This window comes from Sphingobacterium detergens, assembly GCF_003610355.1.
Lineage (GTDB): Bacteria > Bacteroidota > Bacteroidia > Sphingobacteriales > Sphingobacteriaceae > Sphingobacterium > Sphingobacterium detergens.
This window is the reverse complement of the sequence record NZ_RAPY01000006.1, coordinates 1-20,910: the sequence shown is the minus strand read 5'-3', so window position 1 is coordinate 20,910 and position 20,910 is coordinate 1. Positions and strand designations below refer to the sequence as shown.

Genomic DNA, 20,910 nt, shown 5'->3' with positions numbered 1-20,910 from the left:
GTGGGTGCGCACAACATGAAAGGGAAATACAGCCTTATTAAAAAGTAAGTATATCTCATTTACGATGAAAAACGCTCATCGTAGAGCTTTTCCAAAGAGAACATTTCATCACGGTATTTGGCGGCTTCCAAGAAGTCCATTTCTTTCGCAGCTTTATCCATCTTCTTGCGAACAGCATCAATCGCTTTTTTCAGATCTTTTTCGCTGAGGTACTGCATGACAGGATCCGCTGCAATAGCCTGCGTAGGATCTGGCTCAACATAAAACTTTTGCTCAACGCCTGAGAAATCGGCGACAGAGGTCTGCTCCAGAATTTCTTCCCTGGTCTTTCCAACCGTTCGTGGCGTAATACCATGTTCTATATTATAGTTCATTTGCTTTTCCCTACGTCGATTGGTCTCATCAATTGTTACGCGCATACTATCTGTCATTTTATCCGCATACATGATCACCCGTCCTTTATCATTCCGAGCAGCACGTCCGATCGTTTGGATCAGTGAGCGCTCCGAACGTAAAAAGCCCTCTTTATCGGCATCGAGAATAGCCACCAGTGTAACTTCGGGTAAATCCAATCCCTCCCGAAGTAAATTCACGCCAACTAAAATATCAAACTCACCTAAGCGCAATCCCCGTAAAATCTCTACACGTTCCAAAGTCTTAATTTCGGAGTGTATATAACGAACTTTCAGATTCAACTTGGTCATATATTTGGATAACTCCTCAGCCATCCGTTTGGTCAGAGTCGTCGCCAAGATACGGCCTCCTTCCTTGATCGTTTTGTCTACCTCTTCCAAGAAATCATCCACCTGATTTATAGCCGGACGAACCTCAATAATGGGATCCAATAAGCCTGTCGGACGGATGACCTGTTCAACAACGACACCTTCCGTCTGTTGCAATTCATAATCTCCGGGAGTCGCCGAAACATAAATCGTCTGATTGGTCAACGATTCAAACTCCGGAAAGTTGAGCGGTCTATTGTCCATGGCCGCAGGTAAGCGGAAACCATGTTCCACCAAAGAGACCTTACGTGAGCGGTCACCACCATACATGGCCCGTAACTGCGGCAAGGTAACATGGCTTTCATCAATGACAAGCAGATAGTCCTCCGGGAAATAATCCAGCAAACAGAAAGGACGCATCCCCGGCTGTCTTCCATCAAAGAATCGAGAATAGTTTTCTATTCCAGAACAATAACCAAGTTCGCGCATCATTTCCAGATCGTAATTCACACGTTCTTCCAGACGTTTAGCTTCCAACATAAGCCCTTCCTCCTCCAACTGTGTTTTACGCTGCATCAATTCATCCTGAATGGCCCAGATAGATTCCTTAAATTTCTCCTTCGGAGTAACGAAAAGGTTCGCTGGGAAAAGGGCTAAATCCTCCATTTTATTCAAGGTCTTACCAGATACCGGATCGATCTCACTCAATTCGTCAATCTCGTCACCAAAAAAGGAGATACGGATCGCAAAATCTAAATAAGCGGGGTATACATCGACGGTATCTCCCTTGACACGAAAGGTACCACGTTTAAATTCAGTTGTTGTTCTAGAATAGAGGATTTCGACCAATTTATGCAAAAAGGCGTTCCGGGTTATTGTCATTCCAACCCCAAAACGAAAAATTGATCGCGAGAAATCTTCGGGATTTCCCATACCATAAATACAGGAGACGGAAGAAACCACAACAATGTCCCGTCGTCCGGACATCAATGATGAAGTCGTTGCCAATCGTAGCTTCTCTATTTCCTCATTGATCGCCAGATCTTTTTCAATGTACGTATTCGTGGAAGCTATAAATGCCTCCGGCTGATAATAATCATAGTAAGAAACAAAATAATTAACCGAATTATTCGGAAAGAACTGTTTGAATTCACCATACAGCTGAGCAGCCAATGTTTTATTGTGGCTTAATATCAGGGTTGGTTTCTGGGTTTCTTGAATTACATTGGCTACAGTAAATGTTTTACCAGATCCGGTAACACCCAAGAGCGTCTGATATTGTTCACCTTGGTCCACACCTGCTACCAATTCTTTGATTGCCTCTGGTTGATCACCCGTCGGTCTATACTCTGATGTCAATTCAAATTTCATACAATTCCTATTTCTTAAAGAAAACTATTTCGACCTTTTGCTAAGCATCAGCAGCGAAGCATCGCTAAATCCCAGCTTAGAAAAATCCGTCACATGCACACAATGATAATCTATAAATGTTACGATTTTGTAACATACGGTCTAGGGCCATATTTCAAATGGTCTTCACACAAATTTACTAATTTTTTTACCATTTTATATCAAACTATAATTATGCCGCAGATGTTATTACTTTCAGTTGATTATTTACTATCTTTAGCTTTAACAGAACTAGCACGCAGGTCATGGTCACTATTCTATCTACCCAAAATAGCATTGCAAATCATTTTATTGCAGAATTGAGAGATGTCACTATTCAGCGGGATCGCATGCGTTTCCGTCGGAATCTGGAACGACTCGGAGAAGTATTTGCTTATGAGATCAGCAAAACCATGGCCTTTAAACCCGTCGAGGTTGAAACACCTTTGGGCGTTGCCAAGACACAACTATTGATGGAACAGCCGGTATTAGCCACTATCCTAAGGGCAGGACTTCCCTTTCATCAAGGTTTATTAAATATCTTTGACCAAGCCGACAATACTTTTATCGCGGCTTATCGGCATACCAAAAAGAGTGGCGAATTTGAAGTTCACAAAGAATACGTCAATACACCGAATTTAGATAATAGAACAGTTATCATCGTCGACCCGATGCTGGCTACCGGAAAGAGCCTGGTCTTATGTTGCAAAGATCTTTTGGCCGAATATGAGATTAAGGAATTACATATTGTTGCAGCAATTGCATCGGAAGAAGGATTAAACCATGTCAAGGCTTTCGTTCCGACTGCGCATATCTGGGTGGGTGATGTTGACCACGAATTGACAACAAAAGCCTATATCGTTCCCGGTCTTGGCGACGCCGGAGATCTGGCCTATGGTGAAAAACTTCATTAATGTGGAGAATTATTTAAAATTAAATTAACACTTAGATCATTGAAATTCAGTAAATTTATGTCAATGATGAAGTTTAATTTATATATATCTAATTTATACCACTATGAGATGGCAAAAATACAATGGCGAATCCATTCGCTCCACGATTTTCGATGCTGTTGAGGAAGTCATTAAACGAGAAGACGCCCTAGGAAACAAGCTCAAGGTTTATATCGGCACTGATTCCCAAGTAAAGAGAGGAATCATCGACTTCGCCACCGTCATCGTCTTTCTCAGGGAACATAAAGGTGGATTTATGTTTATCCAACGGGACAAAAGGCATCACCGAATGAGTATTAAAGAACGGATGCTACTCGAAGTCCAAAAATCCATCGACATCGCCTACCAACTCTGCCCCCTCCTCGAAAAACACAAAGTAGACCTAGAAGTCCACGCCGACATCAACACCAATCCAAATTTTCAGTCAAATGTAGCCCTCAAAGAAGCGATGGGATATATTATGGGTATGGGGTTCGTATTTAAGGCCAAACCTGAGTCTTTTGCGAGCACCAATTGCGCCAATAAACAGGTGCAATAGCTAACTTTTGGGTAGACTTTGTATCTTTAAGGTGTAATTTTTAATACACCAGATGCAGGATTTTTTTCAGCAGATTGCCAGTCAATTTGCCCAAACCACTTGGCTCGAATGGTTAGGTACGCTAACTGGCTTCCTTTGTGTCTATTTGGCCGCAAAGCAAAATATATGGAACTGGCCGATTAGCATTATCAGTGTGGTTTCCTATGCCATTCTTTTCTATGATGCAAAACTCTACGGTGATACCGTATTACAATTTTACTTTCTATCCACAGCCGTGTATGGCTGGTATTATTGGCATAAGCGAAAGGAAGAAAAAAAGAAACCGATTGTTAAGGCCAATAGAAATCAACTCATCTTGAGCATACTTGTCATTATTTGTCTGACAGCAGCAATAGGCTACCTTTTGGACAGTAAGACAAATTCTGATGTTCCCTATATCGACGCCTTCTGTACTTCAGTTAGCTTTGTGGCTCAATTTCTAATGACGAGGAAATTACTTCAGAACTGGCTTCTCTGGGTTTTCGTCGATATCTGTTATATTCCATTGTATATACACAAAGAGCTTATGCTAACAGCTGTACTGTATCTCGTATTCGCCGTTATTGCATGGAATGGTTACCGTGACTGGCAAAAAACCTATAGAAATTTTGCGTAATATTGCCTATCAAAAAGATAGATGTGGGAAAAGAGTTAATAAAAATTGCCGTCGTAGGCCCCGAGTCTACAGGGAAGTCAACCATGGCACGGTATCTCGCTGAAAAATTTCAAACGGTCTGTGTACCGGAGTATTCGCGCTATTACTGTCAGAGTCTCAATAATAAATATACCTTACAGGATGAGGTCAACATGTTTTATGGACAGGTCGCGTTGGAAGAAGCACTCCTTCCATTAGCAAAGGAAAACATCCTGATCTGTGATACCACCTTTATGACCGTCAAAATCTGGTCTGACCATCTATTCGATCATACTCCAAAAGAAGTTACCGATAAGATCCAGCAACACCCCTATGACCTATACCTGCTGATGGATATAGATCTACCTTGGCAAGACGATCCATTACGAGATTTTCCGGAGCAACGGGAACACTTTATGGAGGTATGGAAAAAAGAATTAAAAGCTATCAGTGGTCAATATCGCATTATCTCAGGGGAGGGACAGCAGCGATTGGAAAATGGCTTAACAGCTGTTAACGATTTTCTGACATTGATTTGAGACAAGCACCTTGACGAGAAAGCCTTTTACATCTATATTTGTAAAAGTAAAGTATAGCGCTTTGGCAAAAGATCATTTAATGTGAAACAGAAAATCGCGCTCTACCGAATTAAATTAGAATATTAACATTTTTACTTAAGAAATAATGTATCCAGAATATTTAGTAGCTCCAATGCGTCAAGAGTTAGTTGATGCGGGATTCGAAGAATTAAAAACTCCAGAAGCAGTTGATACTGCAATCGCTTCAGAAGGAACTGTGTTTGTCGTTGTTAACTCCGTTTGTGGTTGTGCGGCTGCAAATGCACGTCCTGCAGCAAAAGCGGCTGTAAAAAACGAAAAACATCCTGCAAAACTAGTTACTGTTTTCGCAGGTATGGAAACTGATGCTGTTAACACAGCACGTAACTACATGTTGCCTTACCCTCCATCTTCTCCAGCAATGGCGTTGTTCAAAGATGGTAAATTGGTACACATGATTGAAAGACATATGATTGAAGGTCGCCCGGCACAAATGATTGCTGACAATTTAGTTGCTGCATTTGACGAGTACTGCTAATCACATATTTTGATTTTTGAATTAAAACGGCTATCTGAGTTATTTGGATAGCCGTTTTTGTTATCCGCTCTCGACGCTAATCCATAATATACCAAACGATATTTCAGCAAATTCATACGATACTACAATCAAATCATATTTTAAAGAAATAACCCTCGCTTTATAAACACTTTTTTCTATTTTTAGGATATGAGAAACTTTCCAGTTATTCTTTTCCTTTTTTCCATGATCTTCCTTGCCTGTTCCCCCCAAGAAAAGGTAGACCTGATTGTGTACAATGCCCAAGTGTATACCGTTGATTCCACCTTCAGCACAGCACAGGCATTTGCTGTCAGGGATGGTAAATTTATTGCAATAGGCTCAGACGACGAGATCCAACGAAAGTATAAAGCCAAAGAGAAAATAGACGCAGACGGGAAAGCGATCTATCCTGGATTCTACGATGCGCACGCTCATCTATTTGATGAAGCCGAACTGATGGATCAGGTCGACCTGAATGGCGCAGATTCTTTCGAAGAAGTGATTCAACGGGTCAAAAGTTATCAGCAAAAGAACCCCAATAAAACCTGGCTCATCGGCGGTGGCTGGGACCAAAATCGCTGGAAAGACAAATCCTTCCCTACAAAGGAACTACTGGATAAAGCTTTCCCAGATATACCAGTGTACCTGATAAGGGTAGATTATCACGCCGCAGTGGCAAACTCCAAAGCCCTGGAATGGGCCAAATTGACAAATATTCCAATTATTCATGGTGGCGTTGTCGGTGGAAGCAACAATACCCCGAATGGTCTTTTGATCGACAATGCAATGGATCTGGTCAACAAAACAATCCCGGTACCCAGTGAAAAAGAGTACCTGAGAATGTTAAAGCGAACCCAGGACTCATTGCTTTCTGTGGGCCTTACTTCTATTGTGGATGCAGGTTTATCAAAAGAAAGACTCAACTTATTAAAAAAATACTATCAGGATGGGGAATTGAAATTTAGAGATTATGCGATGATCCTTGGCAATCCGCAAAATATCTCCTCATTTATAGCACAGGGATTTTACGAAACGGATCGTTTAGAAATCAAATCATTCAAATTACTCGCAGATGGCGCATTAGGCTCAAGGGGAGCTTGTCTGCTCGCTCACTATCATGATGCACCTACACATGGCTTTCTTTTGCATAGCCCAGAGGAATATGAAAATATGATCAAAGCGATTGCCGCCAGTAATTTTCAGGCCAACACCCATGCGATCGGTGATTCAGCTAACCGAATTATCTTGGATATCTATGGCAAATACCTCCAGCCACATACAGATCGCAGATGGCGTATCGAACACGCACAGATTATATCGCCTGTCGACTTCGATAAATTCCGAAAATTCCAGATTATCCCCTCTGTGCAACCTACCCACGCCACATCTGATATGTATTGGGCAAAAGACCGACTAGGAGAAGAGCGAATGAAAGGCGCCTATGCGTACAAGCATCTCTTGAAAGAATATGGCAAACTCGCTCTGGGAAGTGACTTCCCGGTTGAACATTTCAATCCGATGTATGGCTTTCATGCAGCTGTGGCTCGTGTTGATAAAAAAGGTTACCCAGATCAGGGCTTCCAAATTCAGGATGCTATCAGTCGGGAAGATGCATTGCGCGGAATGACAATCTGGGCGGCATACTCCTGCTTTCAGGAGAAAAAACGGGGAAGCATAGAAGCCGGCAAAGACGCCGATTTTGTTATCCTTGAACAAGACATCCTCAAAACACCAAACGAACAATTGCGGAACGTAAAAACAATACGAACGGTAATTGCTGGAGAAACTGTTTTCAATAGACAACAACAATAGTTTCACACCTAACAGAACTGCGTCTCATCCTTCCAGAAAAGCACCATTCACGGGATAGTAGTGAAAAGTTACAATAATTTTCATTATTACGAATATTTCGTATATTTACGATATAGACATAATATTATGAAATATTCATTATCCTTTTTATTATCTGTAGCTATACAGATTCTATTTGCTCAGGAAAACTTGCCAGCAATAGCTAAAGTACATTACGAATTCAAACACATTAATGACACTACGCAGCGTGATCAATTTATTCGCGACGAAACGGTCGCCTATCTTAATCAACAGGCCAGTTTCTATACCTCATACTCCACGGATCGTATGCAGGATGAGGTCAAAAAACAGATGGATGCCCCCTCCTTTGATGGGAATATAACTATCCAGACACGAACGACACCTTTAGGGACATCCTATTTACTCGATTTCAACAACAACAAAATGACAGAATTGATATCCGTTGCTGGGGACAAGTTTGCTATACCACAGACTTACCCAGCTCAGGAATGGGAAGTATTAGGTGATCATAAGGAGATTGGAGGATACAGTTGTCAAAATGCAAAAACAACTTTCAAAGGTCGTACCTATGAAGTCTGGTTTACGACAGAGCTGCCATTTCCATATGGTCCTTGGAAACTTCATGGACTACCGGGGCTCATTTTGGATGCAAGGGACACAAAAAACGAGGTCGTTTTTGCCTATGCTGGATTTGATAAACTCGAAGACAGTAAAGTACAGGTGGCCCTACCACAAGGCGTGATTACAACCTCACTGGAAGAAGTTCAAAAAATCCAAGCTGCATTTAAAGCAAATCCACAAGCCTATATGAACGCTCAATCGGCAAAGAGTCGAAGTATCAGTTTAGGTTCCGGCAATGCCATTACTGTTAAAAGTGGTTCAAGCACTGGCGCGAAAACTGGAGATGGTGGTATGGATGTGTCTCGGATCAAAAGTTTTAATATACGGAAAGATGAACTATATAAACCTTCTAAAGTCACCAATAATCCGATTGAGTTAATACCTTAATGAAAGTATCTATGTGTTTATTTTTAATCATTTGGTTTGGGCAAATTTGTTTTGCCCAACAAATGATTAGTGGGAAGGTACAAGAAGCAAATACACAGAAGTCCATACCCTTTGCAAGTATAAATATCCTGTCTGAAAATAAAATCATTGCTTTTAAAACGACTGATAAGGAAGGACGGTTTATGATAAAACTTGCTAAAGAATATACCACCATATACCTGCAGATCAACCATCTTACTTACGAAAAATTCGAACAGCAAATTGGTGACAAGTCGACCGATCTCCAGATTATCTTAACCCCCAAAACAAATCTATTAAAAGATGTCATTGTAAAGAGTAAACCCAAAGTAAATCGTTCCAACGACACCATTTCCTATGATGTAGGTTCTTTTGCTAAGGAGGAGGATCGAAATATCGGAGACGTCATCAAACGCCTACCCGGTATGGAGGTGACAGAATCTGGCTTAATAAAATATCAGGACAAAACTGTTTCCAAACTTTACATTGACGGTGATGATCTGCTAGAAGATCGTTACGGAATAGGCACACGAACAATTCCGCACAAAATGGTCAAAGACATTCAGGTACTCGATAACCATGAGCACTATAAAGTACTTAAAAACAAAAGATTTACAGACGATGTAGCCATTAACCTTGTCATCAAAGAAGATGCTAAGTTAAAGTTAACTGGACAGGCTAAAATAGCGGCTGGTACTCCCAATAACTATGACCCCGAGCTAAACACAATCCTTTTTAACAAAAAAGTTAAAATGCTGAATGTACTCAGTGCAAATAACATCGGTAGGGATCTTTCTGCTGATGTCGTAGGCAATAACCAGTCATCTTTACTCGCAAAGTTTGGCGCTTCCTCTATTAACAATCTCCTTGCAACAAGTACAACTGGAGCTCCCAATATCCCAAAAAACAACTATTACTTTAACAATACAGGCTCCCTCAACACCAATAATCTATATAATTTCAAAAACAAATGGCAATTGAAATCAAATATTCAGTTACTATTTGATAAGGAAAGGCAGAATAACGCGGCTAGTACACGATATTTACTCGATGGAGGTGATGTATCCTTTGAAGAACAAAACGCTATCAGAGCAGAGAAATGGCTAGGGGCGGCAAAACTCTCGGCATCCGTGAATACAGAAAAAAAATACATCAGCGAAATACTCTCCTTTGAATATGAAAAAAAAGATATAAAAGCCCTATTAACAAACTCGACCAGTAAAATTGACCAATTTCAAAAACACCATATCAAAGGAATCAGCAATCAGTTCAGTTATATACCGCAATTAAAAAACAACGATATTATAGTCGTTAATTGGACATTAAACTATGGGAATAAACCACAATCTCTACAGATTTATCCAGGTGTTTTTCCTGAAATATTAAATGACAGCATTCCATACAAAAGTACCATTCAGCAAATTGAGGTTCCCTCATTTTTCACTGAGGTTTCGACAGGTTACCACTTCAATAAAAGTAAGATCAAGCAGCAATATCAGATCGGTTTCAATACCGATCGCCAACATTTTACTTCATTATTATATCTTCAAGATAATGAACAGATGGATACAAGACCAGGTCAAAATACGAGCAACGATCTACACTGGAGCAGATCTCAAGTATTCATTACACCACAGTATGACTGGAAAAACGATCGCTTCGAGGCTCACCTCGATATCCCAATCACCTACCTGATCACCCATTATAACGATAATACACAGGCTTTGGACATTTCAAAAAATTCATGGTTGATCAACCCCGGGCTAAAAGCACGCTGGCGAGCCTCCCAAGAAGATTATCTCCAATTTGCCTATCAATATAGCCAGGACATCGGGAATATTGAAGACGTATTCCGTGGAGCAGTACTACGCAATTATAGGATGCTTAGCCAAAACAATGCTGCGCTGAATGAATCTCAAAAACATACCTTTAATCTCAATTACAATCTGGCACGTACATTGAAAATATTATTTGCTAATGCAGGAATCAGCTATTCAAGGCTTTCATCCAATACGATGTTATCCTCAATTATAAAAGACGATATCACAGAGAATATATTGGTTAATATGGACAATCTGCAAGAACGCTGGTCCTCACAGATTGGATTTGATAAATATATATTTCCTTTGGCAAGTACACTCAAGTTAAAAGGTAGTATTGCATATTCCCGATTCAATCAATTGCTAAACAGTAGTGTTGTTCCCATAAAAAGCATCAATTACAGCCTCCAACCTAGTTTTGAAACAAAAATATTCAAACCCTATAATGTATCCTATACAGGTACACTCAATTGGAATAGAAGCCAACAACAGGGGAAAGACCATCTGATTCGGAATAAAACAACCATGATGATACATAACTTAGGTTTCCCTATAAGCCCTTTCAAAAGCGGCTATGTACGCGTAAACCTACGTAACCTCTCCACTTTCCAGACGAATATGAAGAATGCGAGTTATACCTTTATAGATGTTTTTACGCGTTATCGATTGAACAACTGGAAAACTGACTTTGAATTGGATATGAGCAATTTAACCAATATAAAAAATTACCGGACCTACATGACAACAGCCAATATGATTTCCCAAAATGAATTTGAACTACGTGGAAGAACGATTTTACTACGCGCTGTCTTTAATCTTTAGATCTTAAACTTATGATAACCAGCTCTTTTAAATGAAATCAGATCTTTAAATGAAAGACCACTCCTCCCTGTGCCCGACTAAAGGAAAGAAGGTCCCATAAAAATGCCCAGGTGAATTATTCCACCTGGGCATTTTATATGTTAACATGGAAACAACTTTTGTTTTTCCAAGAAGTATAATCGTTTAGCACGCTATTATTGCATATCGAACAAATGCTTTTCAGCATGGTAAGATGAACGAACCAAAGGCCCAGATTCAACATATTTGAATCCCATTTCCAAACCAATTTTTTTATATTTTTCAAATTGAGCTGGTGTGATAAATTCGATAACGGGATGATGTGCTTTCGTTGGCTGTAAGTATTGTCCAAGAGTCAAAATATGAACACCAACATTATATAAGTCCTGCATTGCCTCAATCACATCTTCTTCCGTTTCACCAAGACCCAACATGATACCTGACTTCGTACGAAGACCTGCTTCTGAAATCCGACGCAAACATTCCAAAGAACGGTCATATTTCGCCTGAACACGTACTTCTCTAGTCAATCGACGTACAGTTTCCAGATTATGTGAAACGACCTCTGGGCGAACCGCAATGACACGATCCAAATTGTCCCATTGACCTTTAAAATCTGGCAATAATGTTTCCAAAGTTGTTTCTGGACTTTCTTTACGGATTGCATTAATCGTTTCTGCCCAAATTGTAGAACCGCCATCTTTTAGATCATCACGGTCTACAGAAGTGATAACACAATGTTTTACCTGCATCAACTTCACAGAATTGGCTACCCTATTTGGTTCATCCAAGTCTACTGGCAAAGGACGACCTGTTGCTACAGCGCAAAACGAACATGAACGTGTACAGATATTTCCTAATATCATGAAGGTTGCTGTTCCTGCCCCCCAACACTCACCCATATTTGGGCAATTTCCACTCTCACAAATTGTATGTAATTTGTGCTCATCTACAAGACTTCTGACATGTCTATACTCTTTACCAACAGGCAATTTGACACGCAACCAATCTGGCTTGCGTTGTGCAGGAGTTGCCGGAATAACTGGAAGTTCAATCATACAACAAAGTTAAGGATTAAAAATGTAATTTCTATTGGGCAATTTGTTGGTTTTATATCATAAATACTTATCGAATGACGGCAATAATAGAATAATGAAACAAAAATTAGGATATTTGTGTTGATTATCTATTGATCTAAATACTTTACTATGCGATTGAGCAAATCTTTATCCCTGTTATTGCTTGGGGGAGCTTGCATTTTTAGTGCGCAGGCCCAAAGTAATTTTGACATTATTCCCAAGCCTTCCAAGGTGACCGTAGCGACTGGAATATATACCATCCCAACACAACTCACAGTTATTGTTTCTGATGATTTCCAACCAGCGGTGCAATTGCTTACTGAACATCCTGCGATCAAGAGTTTAACCCTTGAAGTGCTGAAGAAAAACAAAAAAGCACCAAAAGAAGGCTTTCGTATTGTAAAGGCGGTTGATGCAGACAACCTCGGCAAAAATGCCTATTCGATTCAAATTGATGAAAAAGGTCTCCTGCTCAAAGCCTGGGATACTCCGCAGGTCATCAATGGGATTTATACCTTGGTTCAATTAGGCTATCTACAAGCTGATCCCAGCAAAATAGCATTTGCGACTATCGTTGATGAACCTCGTTTTTCATACCGAGGATTACATTTAGACGTTTCCCGTCATTTTATGCCACTTTCTTTCGTAAAGAAATATATCGATGTCATGGCCATTTATAAGTTCAATAACTTTCATTGGCATTTGACAGATGGAGCGGGATGGCGACTGGAGATTAAAAAATATCCAGAATTAACACAAAAAGCAGCTTGGCGTACACATACCCATTGGAAAGATTGGTGGAACAATGGACGTCAATATGTGGAAAAAGGAAATCCAAATGCCAGTGGTGGCTTTTACACACAGGAAGAAGCGCGCGAATTGGTCGACTATGCCGCCCGAAAAGGCATCAATGTCATTCCGGAAATAGAAATGCCCGGACACTCAGAAGAAGTAATGGCCGTGTATCCCGAACTTTCCTGTTCAGGGAAGCCCTACAGCCAAGGCGAGTTTTGCATTGGCAATGAAAAGACTTTTGAGTTTCTAAAAAATGTACTGGATGAAGTACTGACCATATTCCCCTCTCAATATATTCATATTGGAGGTGATGAAGCGGAAAAGAAACATTGGGAAACCTGTCCAAAAGATCAAGCTCTTATGCAGAAGGAAGGTTTAAAGTCCGTTGACGAATTACAAAGTTATGCCATCAAACAAATGGATCTGTACCTGCAATCAAAGGGTAGAAAGCTTATTGGTTGGGATGAGATCTTACAAGGTGGACTCACCGAAGGAGCAACAGTCATGAGTTGGCGTGGAGAAGAGGGCGGAATAAAAGCTGCAAATGCGGGCCACGATGTCATTATGACTCCCGGCTCACATCTTTATTTCGATTCCTATCAGACAGACCCAAGAACACAACCCGAAGCTATTGGAGGCTATCTAACACTTGATAAAGTCTACTCCTACGACCCTATTCCAGCTGCGATACAAGGTGATAAAGCCAAACATATCCTGGGTGCGCAGGCGAATATATGGACAGAATATGTGCCGACGACGGAGCATGTTGAATATATGGTATTTCCACGTGCATTAGCATTATCCGAAGTCAATTGGACCACAAAAGATGCAAAAAGCTGGGCTGACTTTCAACGAAGATTACAATCACACTACAAGCTATTGCAAGAACTGAATCTGAACTACTATCGTCCCTCGTTCAATGTTGCCTATATAGCATCGTATAATGCGATTAAAAACAACAACAAAATTACACTTACAACAGAGCAATTGAACACGGATCAGATCCGATATACAATTGATGGAAGTGAACCTACGATTCAGTCTACACCATATACCGGTCCATTTGAACTTAGTTCAACAGGACATATCAATGCAGCATATTTTCAGGACTCCATTAAAATAGGTCCTACATTGTCATTTGATATTGATATTCATCGCGCTATCGGAAAAAAAGTAACTTACAACACACAATGGTCTGGATATCCAGCCCAAAAAGATTCGACTTTAACCAATGGTCTAATGGGGGGACTCTCTTACCACGATGGTCAATGGCAAGGTTTTACGAGTCCGATTGATGTCGTAGTCGATTTAGAGCGAAGAGAAGAAATTCATCAGGTTGCCATGAATTTTATGCAAATGATAGGTCCGGGAGTTTACATGCCTGGTGAAATGGAAGTCTTTCTTTCGGATAATGGACGTAGCTTTAGAAAAGTAGGTACGGTGATAAATGATATATCCGATAAAGAATCCAAATTAACTTTTAAACGATTCGAACTTAAACTTGATAAAGCACAACAGGCACGCTACATAAAAATCAAAGCCAGTAACCCGAAAAAAGGATATTTATTTACAGATGAAATTATTGTTTATTAGCCGAATAATAAACGACTCACGATAATAGTTGGAGAACCCACTCCTTACGTTTTCCAACTATTATTACTGCTTTCAAGACTACTTTTCCAATAAAGGTCATTTTATTTTGAAATATTATTAAAATAAATACTTCATTTTCAAAATTTAAAATGTAACTTTGCACTCCGACAAAGCAGTCGGAATGACCCTTCCCCATGAGCTATTTTTGATTGTCTTTGCTCAGATTTACAATAGGAAATTTAATTTTTTGAACTAGATATAATGCCAAGAAACACTTCCATTAAGTCGGTTTTAATCATCGGATCAGGTCCCATCGTTATCGGTCAAGCTTGTGAATTTGATTATTCTGGATCTCAAGCATCCCTTTCATTGAAAGAAGAAGGTATTGAAGTATCCATCATCAACTCAAATCCTGCAACAATCATGACGGACAAAGTTGTTGCAGACAATGTCTACTTACTTCCATTAACTTGCGAAAGTATTGAAGAAATATTGCAAAAACACAATATTGACGCTGTACTTCCTACCATGGGTGGTCAGACAGCTTTGAACTTATGTATCGAAGCTTCCAACCTAGGTCTTTGGGAAAAATACAATGTAAAAGTTATCGGTGTTGATGTTGCTGCCATTGAAAAAACTGAAAACCGTGAAGAATTCCGTCAATTAATGGTTGATATTGGTGTGGGCGTTGCAACATCAAAGATCGCAAACTCATTCTTGGAAGGTAAAGAAGCTGCACAAGAAATTGGTTATCCCCTTGTTATACGTCCTTCCTATACCTTAGCAGGTACAGGAGGTGGATTTGTACACAGAAAAGAAGATTTTGATGCAGCCTTAAATAGAGGTTTACACGCATCACCAACACACGAGGTTTTAGTCGAACAAGCTGTATTGGGTTGGAAAGAATTCGAGTTAGAATTGCTTCGCGATACCAACGACAATGTCATTATCATCTGTACAATTGAAAACTTTGATCCAATGGGTATCCACACTGGAGACTCGATCACAGTAGCTCCAGGTATGACATTATCGGACAAATGCTACCAAGATATGCGTAATCAGGCTATCCTGATGATGCGCTCGATCGGTACATTTGCAGGTGGATGTAACGTTCAATTCTCGGTAAATCCAGAAAATGAAGAAATCATTGCAATCGAGATCAACCCACGTGTATCTCGTTCATCAGCTTTAGCATCGAAAGCAACTGGTTACCCAATTGCAAAAATTGCAGCTAAATTAGCGATCGGATACAACTTGGATGAGTTGCAAAATCAGATTACTAAGACTACTTCAGCATATTTCGAACCAACATTAGATTACGTCATCGTTAAGATCCCGCGTTTCAACTTTGACAAGTTCAAAGGTGCAAACAAAGAATTAGGTCTTCAGATGAAAGCTGTAGGTGAGGTAATGGCAATCGGCCGTACATTTATCGAAGCTTTACAGAAAGCATGTCAGTCACTTGAAACTGGCCGCGCTGGTCTAGGTGCCGATGGTCGTCAATGGAGAAATCTGGACGAGATCATGGATAGCTTAGAACATCCAAGCGGTGACCGTTTGTTCCATATCAAAGATGCATTCGAATTAGGTGTTCCATTGGAATCAATTCGTAAAGCAACACGTATCGACAAATGGTTCTTGGTACAGATCCAGGAGTTAGTACATCTTGAGCAAGAGTTACGTCGTTACCAACTAAATAATATCCCACGCGATTTCTTCATGACCTTAAAACAAAAAGGTTATTCAGATGTACAGATTGCTTGGTTGCTAGGTAATGTAACAGAAGATCAGGTATATGATCGTCGTAAGGAGCTTGGCATCAACCGGGTTTACAAAATGGTTGATACTTGTGCCGCGGAATTCCCAGCACAAACTCCATATTACTATTCAACATTTGAAGAAGAAAACGAATCCATCTCTTCAGACAAGAAGAAAATCATTGTATTAGGTTCAGGTCCTAACCGTATCGGTCAAGGTATCGAGTTCGATTACTCTTGTGTACACGGGTTATTGGCAGCCAAAGAATGTGGTTACGAGGCAATCATGGTTAATTGTAACCCTGAGACAGTATCGACAGACTTTAATATGGCCGACAAGTTATATTTTGAGCCTGTATTCTGGGAGCATGTTCGTGAGATCATTGAATTAGAAAAACCTGAAGGTGTAATCGTTCAATTGGGTGGACAAACAGCACTTAAAATGGCTGAACGCTTGGAGCAGCTTGGTGTAAAAATCATTGGTACTTCTTTCGAAAATATGGACTTGGCAGAAGATCGTGGTCGTTTCTCTGATCTTTTGAAAGAATTAAATATTCCATATCCAAAATATGGTGTGGCTACTTCGGCAGAAGAAGCATTACAAGTTGCTAACGAAGTTGGCTATCCAGTTTTGGTTCGCCCTTCGTATGTATTGGGTGGACAAGGTATGAGTATTGTCATCAATGACGAAGACTTGGAAAAAGCAGTTGTTAACTTATTGAAAAACCTTCCTGGTAATCATATCCTGATCGACCACTTCTTGGATCGTGCTGAAGAAGCGGAGTCAGATTCTATCTGTGATGGTGAAGATGTACATATCATCGGTATGATGGAACACATCGAACCTGCTGGTATTCACTCCGGAGACTCTTCGGCAGTATTGCCTCCATTCGGACTATCCCAAGCTGTTCAGGATAAAATGGAAGAATACTCGATCAAGTTAGCGAAAGCACTAAATGTACGTGGTCTATTAAACATTCAGTTTGCTGTCAAAGGTGAGAATGTTTATGTCATCGAGGCTAACCCACGTGCATCACGTACAGTTCCTTTCATCGCGAAGGCTTACGATGTTCCTTACATCAACATCGCGACAAAAGTGATGTTAGGTGTTAATAAACTGAGTGACTTCACGATCGAACGTAAATTGAAAGGATACGCTATTAAAGAACCTGTATTCTCCTTCAATAAATTCCCTGAGGTAGACAAACAATTAGGCCCTGAAATGAAATCAACTGGTGAAGCAATCCGCTTTATCAAAGATCTTCAAGATCCATATTTCAGAGAATTGTACAATCAAAAATCAATGTTTTTGAATGCACAATAAGGTATCTCTATAAAATAGAAAAGGCTTGCAAATGCAAGCCTTTTCTATTTTATATCTTTTACACATCGGAAACCGACATTATTTGTTGGGCTATTTACCTCACCTTTCCCCCTGCTTCCTGCTTTATAACGTTCACAATACTGATCATTACAGAGAAACGATCCGCCTCGTTGGACACGTTTCTCGAGATTAGGTTCCTGTGGATCATACGAACTCTCCGGTCCCGTGGGATTTGACGCCACGCTATTCTTGTAATAATCTGGTCTATAGTAGTCCGAACACCATTCCCAGACATTCCCTTCCATATCGTAGAGTCCTAAAGCGTTCGCCTGAAAAGATTTCACTGGCGCCGCACCTTCATAACCATCCTCTTTTGAATCTTCAACAGGGAATTTCCCCTGATAAATATTGGCCGTCCATTTACCATTTGGTTTCAGCTCTTTCCCCCAATAATACAGGTCACCATTGGTATCCTTACGCGAACGGGCGGCGTACTCCCATTCAGCTTCAGTAGGCAATCTTTTTCCAGCCCACTTTGCATAGGCAGCCGCATCCTCATAGGCAACCTGGACAACTGGGTAATTCATTTTATCTTTTATGGAACTATTAGGCCCTTCAGGATGTTGCCAATTTGCCCCCGGAACATACTCCCACCACATCAGATAATTATTTAAAGAGTTGAGTTCTTTGGGTTTTGAAAATACAGCAGATCCGGGAACCAACATATTCGGATCCACACCGGGAAAATCTTTTGGGTCAAGTTTTCGCTCAGCTACCGTCACATAGCCCGTTTCCTTTACAAATTGGGCAAATTGCGCATTTGTAACTTCATGCTCATCCATATAAAATGAATGGAGTTCTACAGCATGTACAGGTTTACTATCTTCGAAATTCGAACTTCCCATCAGAAATTTACCACCTTCAATTAAAACCATCTTTCCAGTGGTATTATTGCTTTGTTTGGATAACTGAGATTTGATCATCCCGGCCCGTGTAGGTATATTTTCACCAACACAACATGAAAGGGTATCATTTGCGGAAAATATAGATAGACAGGTAACTAGCGTCAGATTGATTAACATACCTAAAGATAAACATAAAAGGGGAACAATAAAATGCTCCCCTTTTAATTATTGACCTAGATGCAGATTTTATACATCCAATTGTACATTTTCTTTTTTTGCATTTTTTGAGCGAATAGGTGTATTACCACCACCTTTTAAGGTGATATCCACTGGGTTATTATTTTTCCATGCACCTTTTGTAAAATCCGGAACTGCTACCGTTTTACAGTTCTTTTCAACGGACTCAAAACTTAATGGTACAATACAACTCCATGAAGCAGCGTCATAGACATCTTGATCCAACGGCAACCCGTTACGTAAACAGTCGATTAGGCGCCAGTCCATCATAAAGTCCATACCTCCGTGACCACCAACTTCTTTGGCTTTATCACCGATGTATTTCACTAATTCTGGCGTATATTTATCATATAATTCTTTGAGTTTTTCCTCTTTAATAAATTCATGACCAAAAGCAATATTCTCAGTTGGGTATTTTTGGGCAAAACCTTTTGTACCGCTTAACGTATGAAGTCTTGAATATGGTCTAGGCGAGGTCACATCATGTTGTAGCATAATTGTTTTACCCTTCGCGGTGCGAATTAGCGTCGTATTCATGTTGCCACGGTATTTCTTTCCGACGAATTCTTGAAAGAACGAATCCTTTCCAGCGAGTTCCTTAGCCTTCTCACCCATCATAAAATCATTGGACGACATCGCGACAAGATGATCCATCTTGTCTCCTCTATTTATATTTAGACACTGTGCGACAGGTCCAAGTCCGTGAGTTGGATAGAGGTTTCCATTGTATTTAATATTTTCCCTTAGACGCCACATATTATCATAACCATTCTTTGAGAAATTCAAATCCAATAAGTCATGGATATAAGCACCTTCACCATGGATCAATTCACCAAATAAACCCTGGCGGGCCATATTCAATGTCAACATCTCGAAAAAGTCATAGCAACAATTCTCCAACATCATACAATGTTTTTTTGTTGCTTCAGATGTTTTGACTACCTCCCAACAATCTTTTATTGTTAATGCAATTGGCACTTCACAAGCCACATGGTTACCCGCTTTCATAGCTGCAACACTCATGAGTGCATGGTAGTCCCAAGGTGTACAGATATAGACCAGATCCAGTTTTTCTTCCTTCAATAATGACTTCCAGCCATCTTCTCCAGAATAAGACTTTGCAGCCTTCAAACCTTTTGAGGTAAGAATCTTCTGTGCTTTCTCAACTCTTTCTGGATGTTTATCACAAAGTGCAACGATTTCACAACCTTCGATAAAAGATAGTCGTTCGACTGCACCAGGACCACGCATACCCAATCCAATTACAGCAACTCTCACTTTATCAATTTTGGGTGCAGCATAACCGCACATATTAAATGCTTCTGCAGTTGCATTTGCATTAACCAACGTAGGAAGTGAAACAGCCAGCGATGATAAAATTCCGGCTTTTTTTAAAAAATCTCTTCTAGAATCCATAATTTAAAGTTCATGTAAATTTAAAGGGACCAAAATGGTCCCTCTAAAAAATCACCTATTTTAAAACAAACTAAACAGTCAATAAGAAAAATCCATTTGGATTTGGATTTATACTTGGTTCTAACTAAAGAACTTAATCTCTATAACAATAATATAACACTTTTCTCGAAATAAAAAATCAAACTTTAAAGCAATCGTTTGTTTAATCTACACAAACGATTGCTTAATTTATTATAATCATTATTTTTTTACCGAAAGTGTGACCGTTAGATAAATTCATGATTTCAATTTCATAGCAAAAACTTAAAGAGCATATACTCAAGATGATAAGTTTATTATTCCTTTATACTCGAGATCTCCGTTGCCAAGTATTCTTTTACCGGCGCTACCACGAGTCGAATCGGGAATCACTTGCAGAATATCTAACCATCCAGTAATTTGGTTACCGAATCCAATCATCAAGCCGCTTTCATAAGTGAGTGGATAGATTGAGCACTGGCGGCTTCTATTCAGGAAAAAATCAGGTAATCGCAGATCCTATCGGTAAAGATCATTGCAGTAAGGCGGCCAACAAAAACGTGGATTAGGATAGGTGCTTAGGCAGTAGGTAGGCTGTCCGGCTCAATTTAGCTTATAAATGCCTTATGTTGTTAGCTGCTATCGCACCTAAAGCGGGCAGGAGTCTACACTGGGTCTGTAGCACGTGGTGTTATTACCGTGCCTTTCGATGCAGCAAGCCCAATGCATGTACATTGAAAGTAGCGTATACAATTTAAGCACGCCGCCATGGTTCTTTGGAACCTTTTGGGAAGTATGTAAACGAAAGAAGCCCTTGACTGTTTCCAGCAAGGGCTTCCGTGTAAAAAAAGGCACCGACCTACTCTCCCACCTGTT

The 20,910-nt window shown here is 40.1% G+C and carries 15 protein-coding genes; 10 read left to right on the top strand and 5 right to left on the bottom strand.

All coding sequences use genetic code 11. The features are described from left to right. Positions 1-59: 59 nt before the first annotated feature. Positions 60-2,093: an excinuclease ABC subunit UvrB gene (gene uvrB / locus DFQ12_RS22870; RefSeq protein WP_120261384.1), complete on the bottom strand. Its 2,034-nt coding sequence runs from the start codon at positions 2,091-2,093 to the stop codon at positions 60-62. A gap of 284 nt (positions 2,094-2,377) precedes the next feature. Here uvrB and upp point away from each other — a divergent pair, with 284 nt between their 5' ends. The 8 genes from upp to DFQ12_RS22830 all read left to right on the top strand — a co-directional run bounded on the left by upp (position 2,378) and on the right by DFQ12_RS22830 (position 10,892). Beyond that, positions 2,378-3,025: a uracil phosphoribosyltransferase gene (gene upp / locus DFQ12_RS22865; RefSeq protein WP_120261383.1), complete on the top strand. Its 648-nt coding sequence runs from the start codon at positions 2,378-2,380 to the stop codon at positions 3,023-3,025. 103 nt (positions 3,026-3,128) lie between these two features. Beyond that, complete coding sequence (locus tag DFQ12_RS22860; protein ID WP_046672303.1) at positions 3,129-3,602, top strand: ribonuclease H-like YkuK family protein; 474 nt, start codon at positions 3,129-3,131, stop codon at positions 3,600-3,602. A 52-nt stretch (positions 3,603-3,654) separates the two neighbouring features. Further along, positions 3,655-4,257, top strand: coding sequence for a nicotinamide riboside transporter PnuC (gene pnuC / locus DFQ12_RS22855; RefSeq protein WP_120261382.1), 603 nt, complete (start codon positions 3,655-3,657; stop codon positions 4,255-4,257). A 23-nt stretch (positions 4,258-4,280) separates the two neighbouring features. Continuing rightward, a complete protein-coding gene (locus DFQ12_RS22850) occupies positions 4,281-4,814 on the top strand; it encodes an AAA family ATPase (protein ID WP_120261640.1) in 534 nt (177 codons plus the stop codon). A gap of 145 nt (positions 4,815-4,959) precedes the next feature. Next, the gene (locus DFQ12_RS22845) at positions 4,960-5,370 is read left to right on the top strand and encodes a BrxA/BrxB family bacilliredoxin (RefSeq protein ID WP_104385107.1); all 411 of its coding nucleotides are present in this window, start codon (positions 4,960-4,962) and stop codon (positions 5,368-5,370) included. A gap of 189 nt (positions 5,371-5,559) precedes the next feature. Further along, positions 5,560-7,203, top strand: a complete 1,644-nt coding sequence (locus DFQ12_RS22840) for an amidohydrolase (RefSeq protein WP_120261381.1) — start codon at positions 5,560-5,562, stop codon at positions 7,201-7,203. A gap of 126 nt (positions 7,204-7,329) precedes the next feature. Then, positions 7,330-8,232, top strand: coding sequence for a GLPGLI family protein (locus tag DFQ12_RS22835; RefSeq protein WP_120261380.1), 903 nt, complete (start codon positions 7,330-7,332; stop codon positions 8,230-8,232). 62 nt (positions 8,233-8,294) lie between these two features. After that, a complete protein-coding gene (locus tag DFQ12_RS22830) occupies positions 8,295-10,892 on the top strand; it encodes a carboxypeptidase-like regulatory domain-containing protein (RefSeq protein ID WP_244211827.1) in 2,598 nt (865 codons plus the stop codon). A 194-nt stretch (positions 10,893-11,086) separates the two neighbouring features. Here the strand turns inward: DFQ12_RS22830 and lipA are convergent, their stop codons facing one another. Then, positions 11,087-11,968, bottom strand: a complete 882-nt coding sequence (gene lipA / locus DFQ12_RS22825) for a lipoyl synthase (protein ID WP_120261378.1) — start codon at positions 11,966-11,968, stop codon at positions 11,087-11,089. A 150-nt stretch (positions 11,969-12,118) separates the two neighbouring features. On the opposite strand from lipA, the gene DFQ12_RS22820 reads away from it, so the two are divergent. Together DFQ12_RS22820 and carB are read left to right on the top strand one after the other, a co-directional pair. Further along, positions 12,119-14,377, top strand: a complete 2,259-nt coding sequence (locus tag DFQ12_RS22820; protein WP_120261377.1) for a beta-N-acetylhexosaminidase — start codon at positions 12,119-12,121, stop codon at positions 14,375-14,377. A 261-nt stretch (positions 14,378-14,638) separates the two neighbouring features. Next, positions 14,639-17,458 (top strand): carbamoyl-phosphate synthase large subunit, encoded by a 2,820-nt coding sequence (carB, locus tag DFQ12_RS22810; RefSeq protein WP_108636098.1) that lies wholly within the window; start codon positions 14,639-14,641, stop codon positions 17,456-17,458. 44 nt (positions 17,459-17,502) lie between these two features. Here the strand turns inward: carB and DFQ12_RS22805 are convergent, their stop codons facing one another. The 3 genes from DFQ12_RS22805 to DFQ12_RS28310 form a co-directional block, all read right to left on the bottom strand. Beyond that, on the bottom strand, positions 17,503-18,540 hold the full coding sequence (locus DFQ12_RS22805; protein ID WP_120261375.1) for a formylglycine-generating enzyme family protein: 1,038 nt from the start codon (positions 18,538-18,540) through the stop codon (positions 17,503-17,505). Between the two features lie 69 nt (positions 18,541-18,609). Further along, positions 18,610-20,016: a Gfo/Idh/MocA family protein gene (locus DFQ12_RS22800; RefSeq protein WP_208642613.1), complete on the bottom strand. Its 1,407-nt coding sequence runs from the start codon at positions 20,014-20,016 to the stop codon at positions 18,610-18,612. Between the two features lie 666 nt (positions 20,017-20,682). Further along, the coding region (locus tag DFQ12_RS28310; RefSeq protein ID WP_208642612.1) for a hypothetical protein at positions 20,683-20,910 on the bottom strand (228 nt) is incomplete at its 5' end.

Bases quoted from the DNA above. Each gene is read 5' to 3' on its own strand.
- uvrB (WP_120261384.1), bottom strand. From the start codon at position 2,093: ATGAAATTTGAATTGACATCAGAGTATAGACCGACGGGTGATCAACCA.
- upp (WP_120261383.1), top strand. From the start codon at position 2,378: ATGGTCACTATTCTATCTACCCAAAATAGCATTGCAAATCATTTTATT.
- DFQ12_RS22860 (WP_046672303.1), top strand. From the start codon at position 3,129: ATGAGATGGCAAAAATACAATGGCGAATCCATTCGCTCCACGATTTTC.
- pnuC (WP_120261382.1), top strand. From the start codon at position 3,655: ATGCAGGATTTTTTTCAGCAGATTGCCAGTCAATTTGCCCAAACCACT.
- DFQ12_RS22845 (WP_104385107.1), top strand. From the start codon at position 4,960: ATGTATCCAGAATATTTAGTAGCTCCAATGCGTCAAGAGTTAGTTGAT.
- DFQ12_RS22840 (WP_120261381.1), top strand. From the start codon at position 5,560: ATGAGAAACTTTCCAGTTATTCTTTTCCTTTTTTCCATGATCTTCCTT.
- DFQ12_RS22835 (WP_120261380.1), top strand. From the start codon at position 7,330: ATGAAATATTCATTATCCTTTTTATTATCTGTAGCTATACAGATTCTA.
- DFQ12_RS22830 (WP_244211827.1), top strand. From the start codon at position 8,295: ATGATTAGTGGGAAGGTACAAGAAGCAAATACACAGAAGTCCATACCC.
- lipA (WP_120261378.1), bottom strand. From the start codon at position 11,968: ATGATTGAACTTCCAGTTATTCCGGCAACTCCTGCACAACGCAAGCCA.
- DFQ12_RS22820 (WP_120261377.1), top strand. From the start codon at position 12,119: ATGCGATTGAGCAAATCTTTATCCCTGTTATTGCTTGGGGGAGCTTGC.
- carB (WP_108636098.1), top strand. From the start codon at position 14,639: ATGCCAAGAAACACTTCCATTAAGTCGGTTTTAATCATCGGATCAGGT.
- DFQ12_RS22805 (WP_120261375.1), bottom strand. From the start codon at position 18,540: ATGTTAATCAATCTGACGCTAGTTACCTGTCTATCTATATTTTCCGCA.
- DFQ12_RS22800 (WP_208642613.1), bottom strand. From the start codon at position 20,016: ATGGATTCTAGAAGAGATTTTTTAAAAAAAGCCGGAATTTTATCATCG.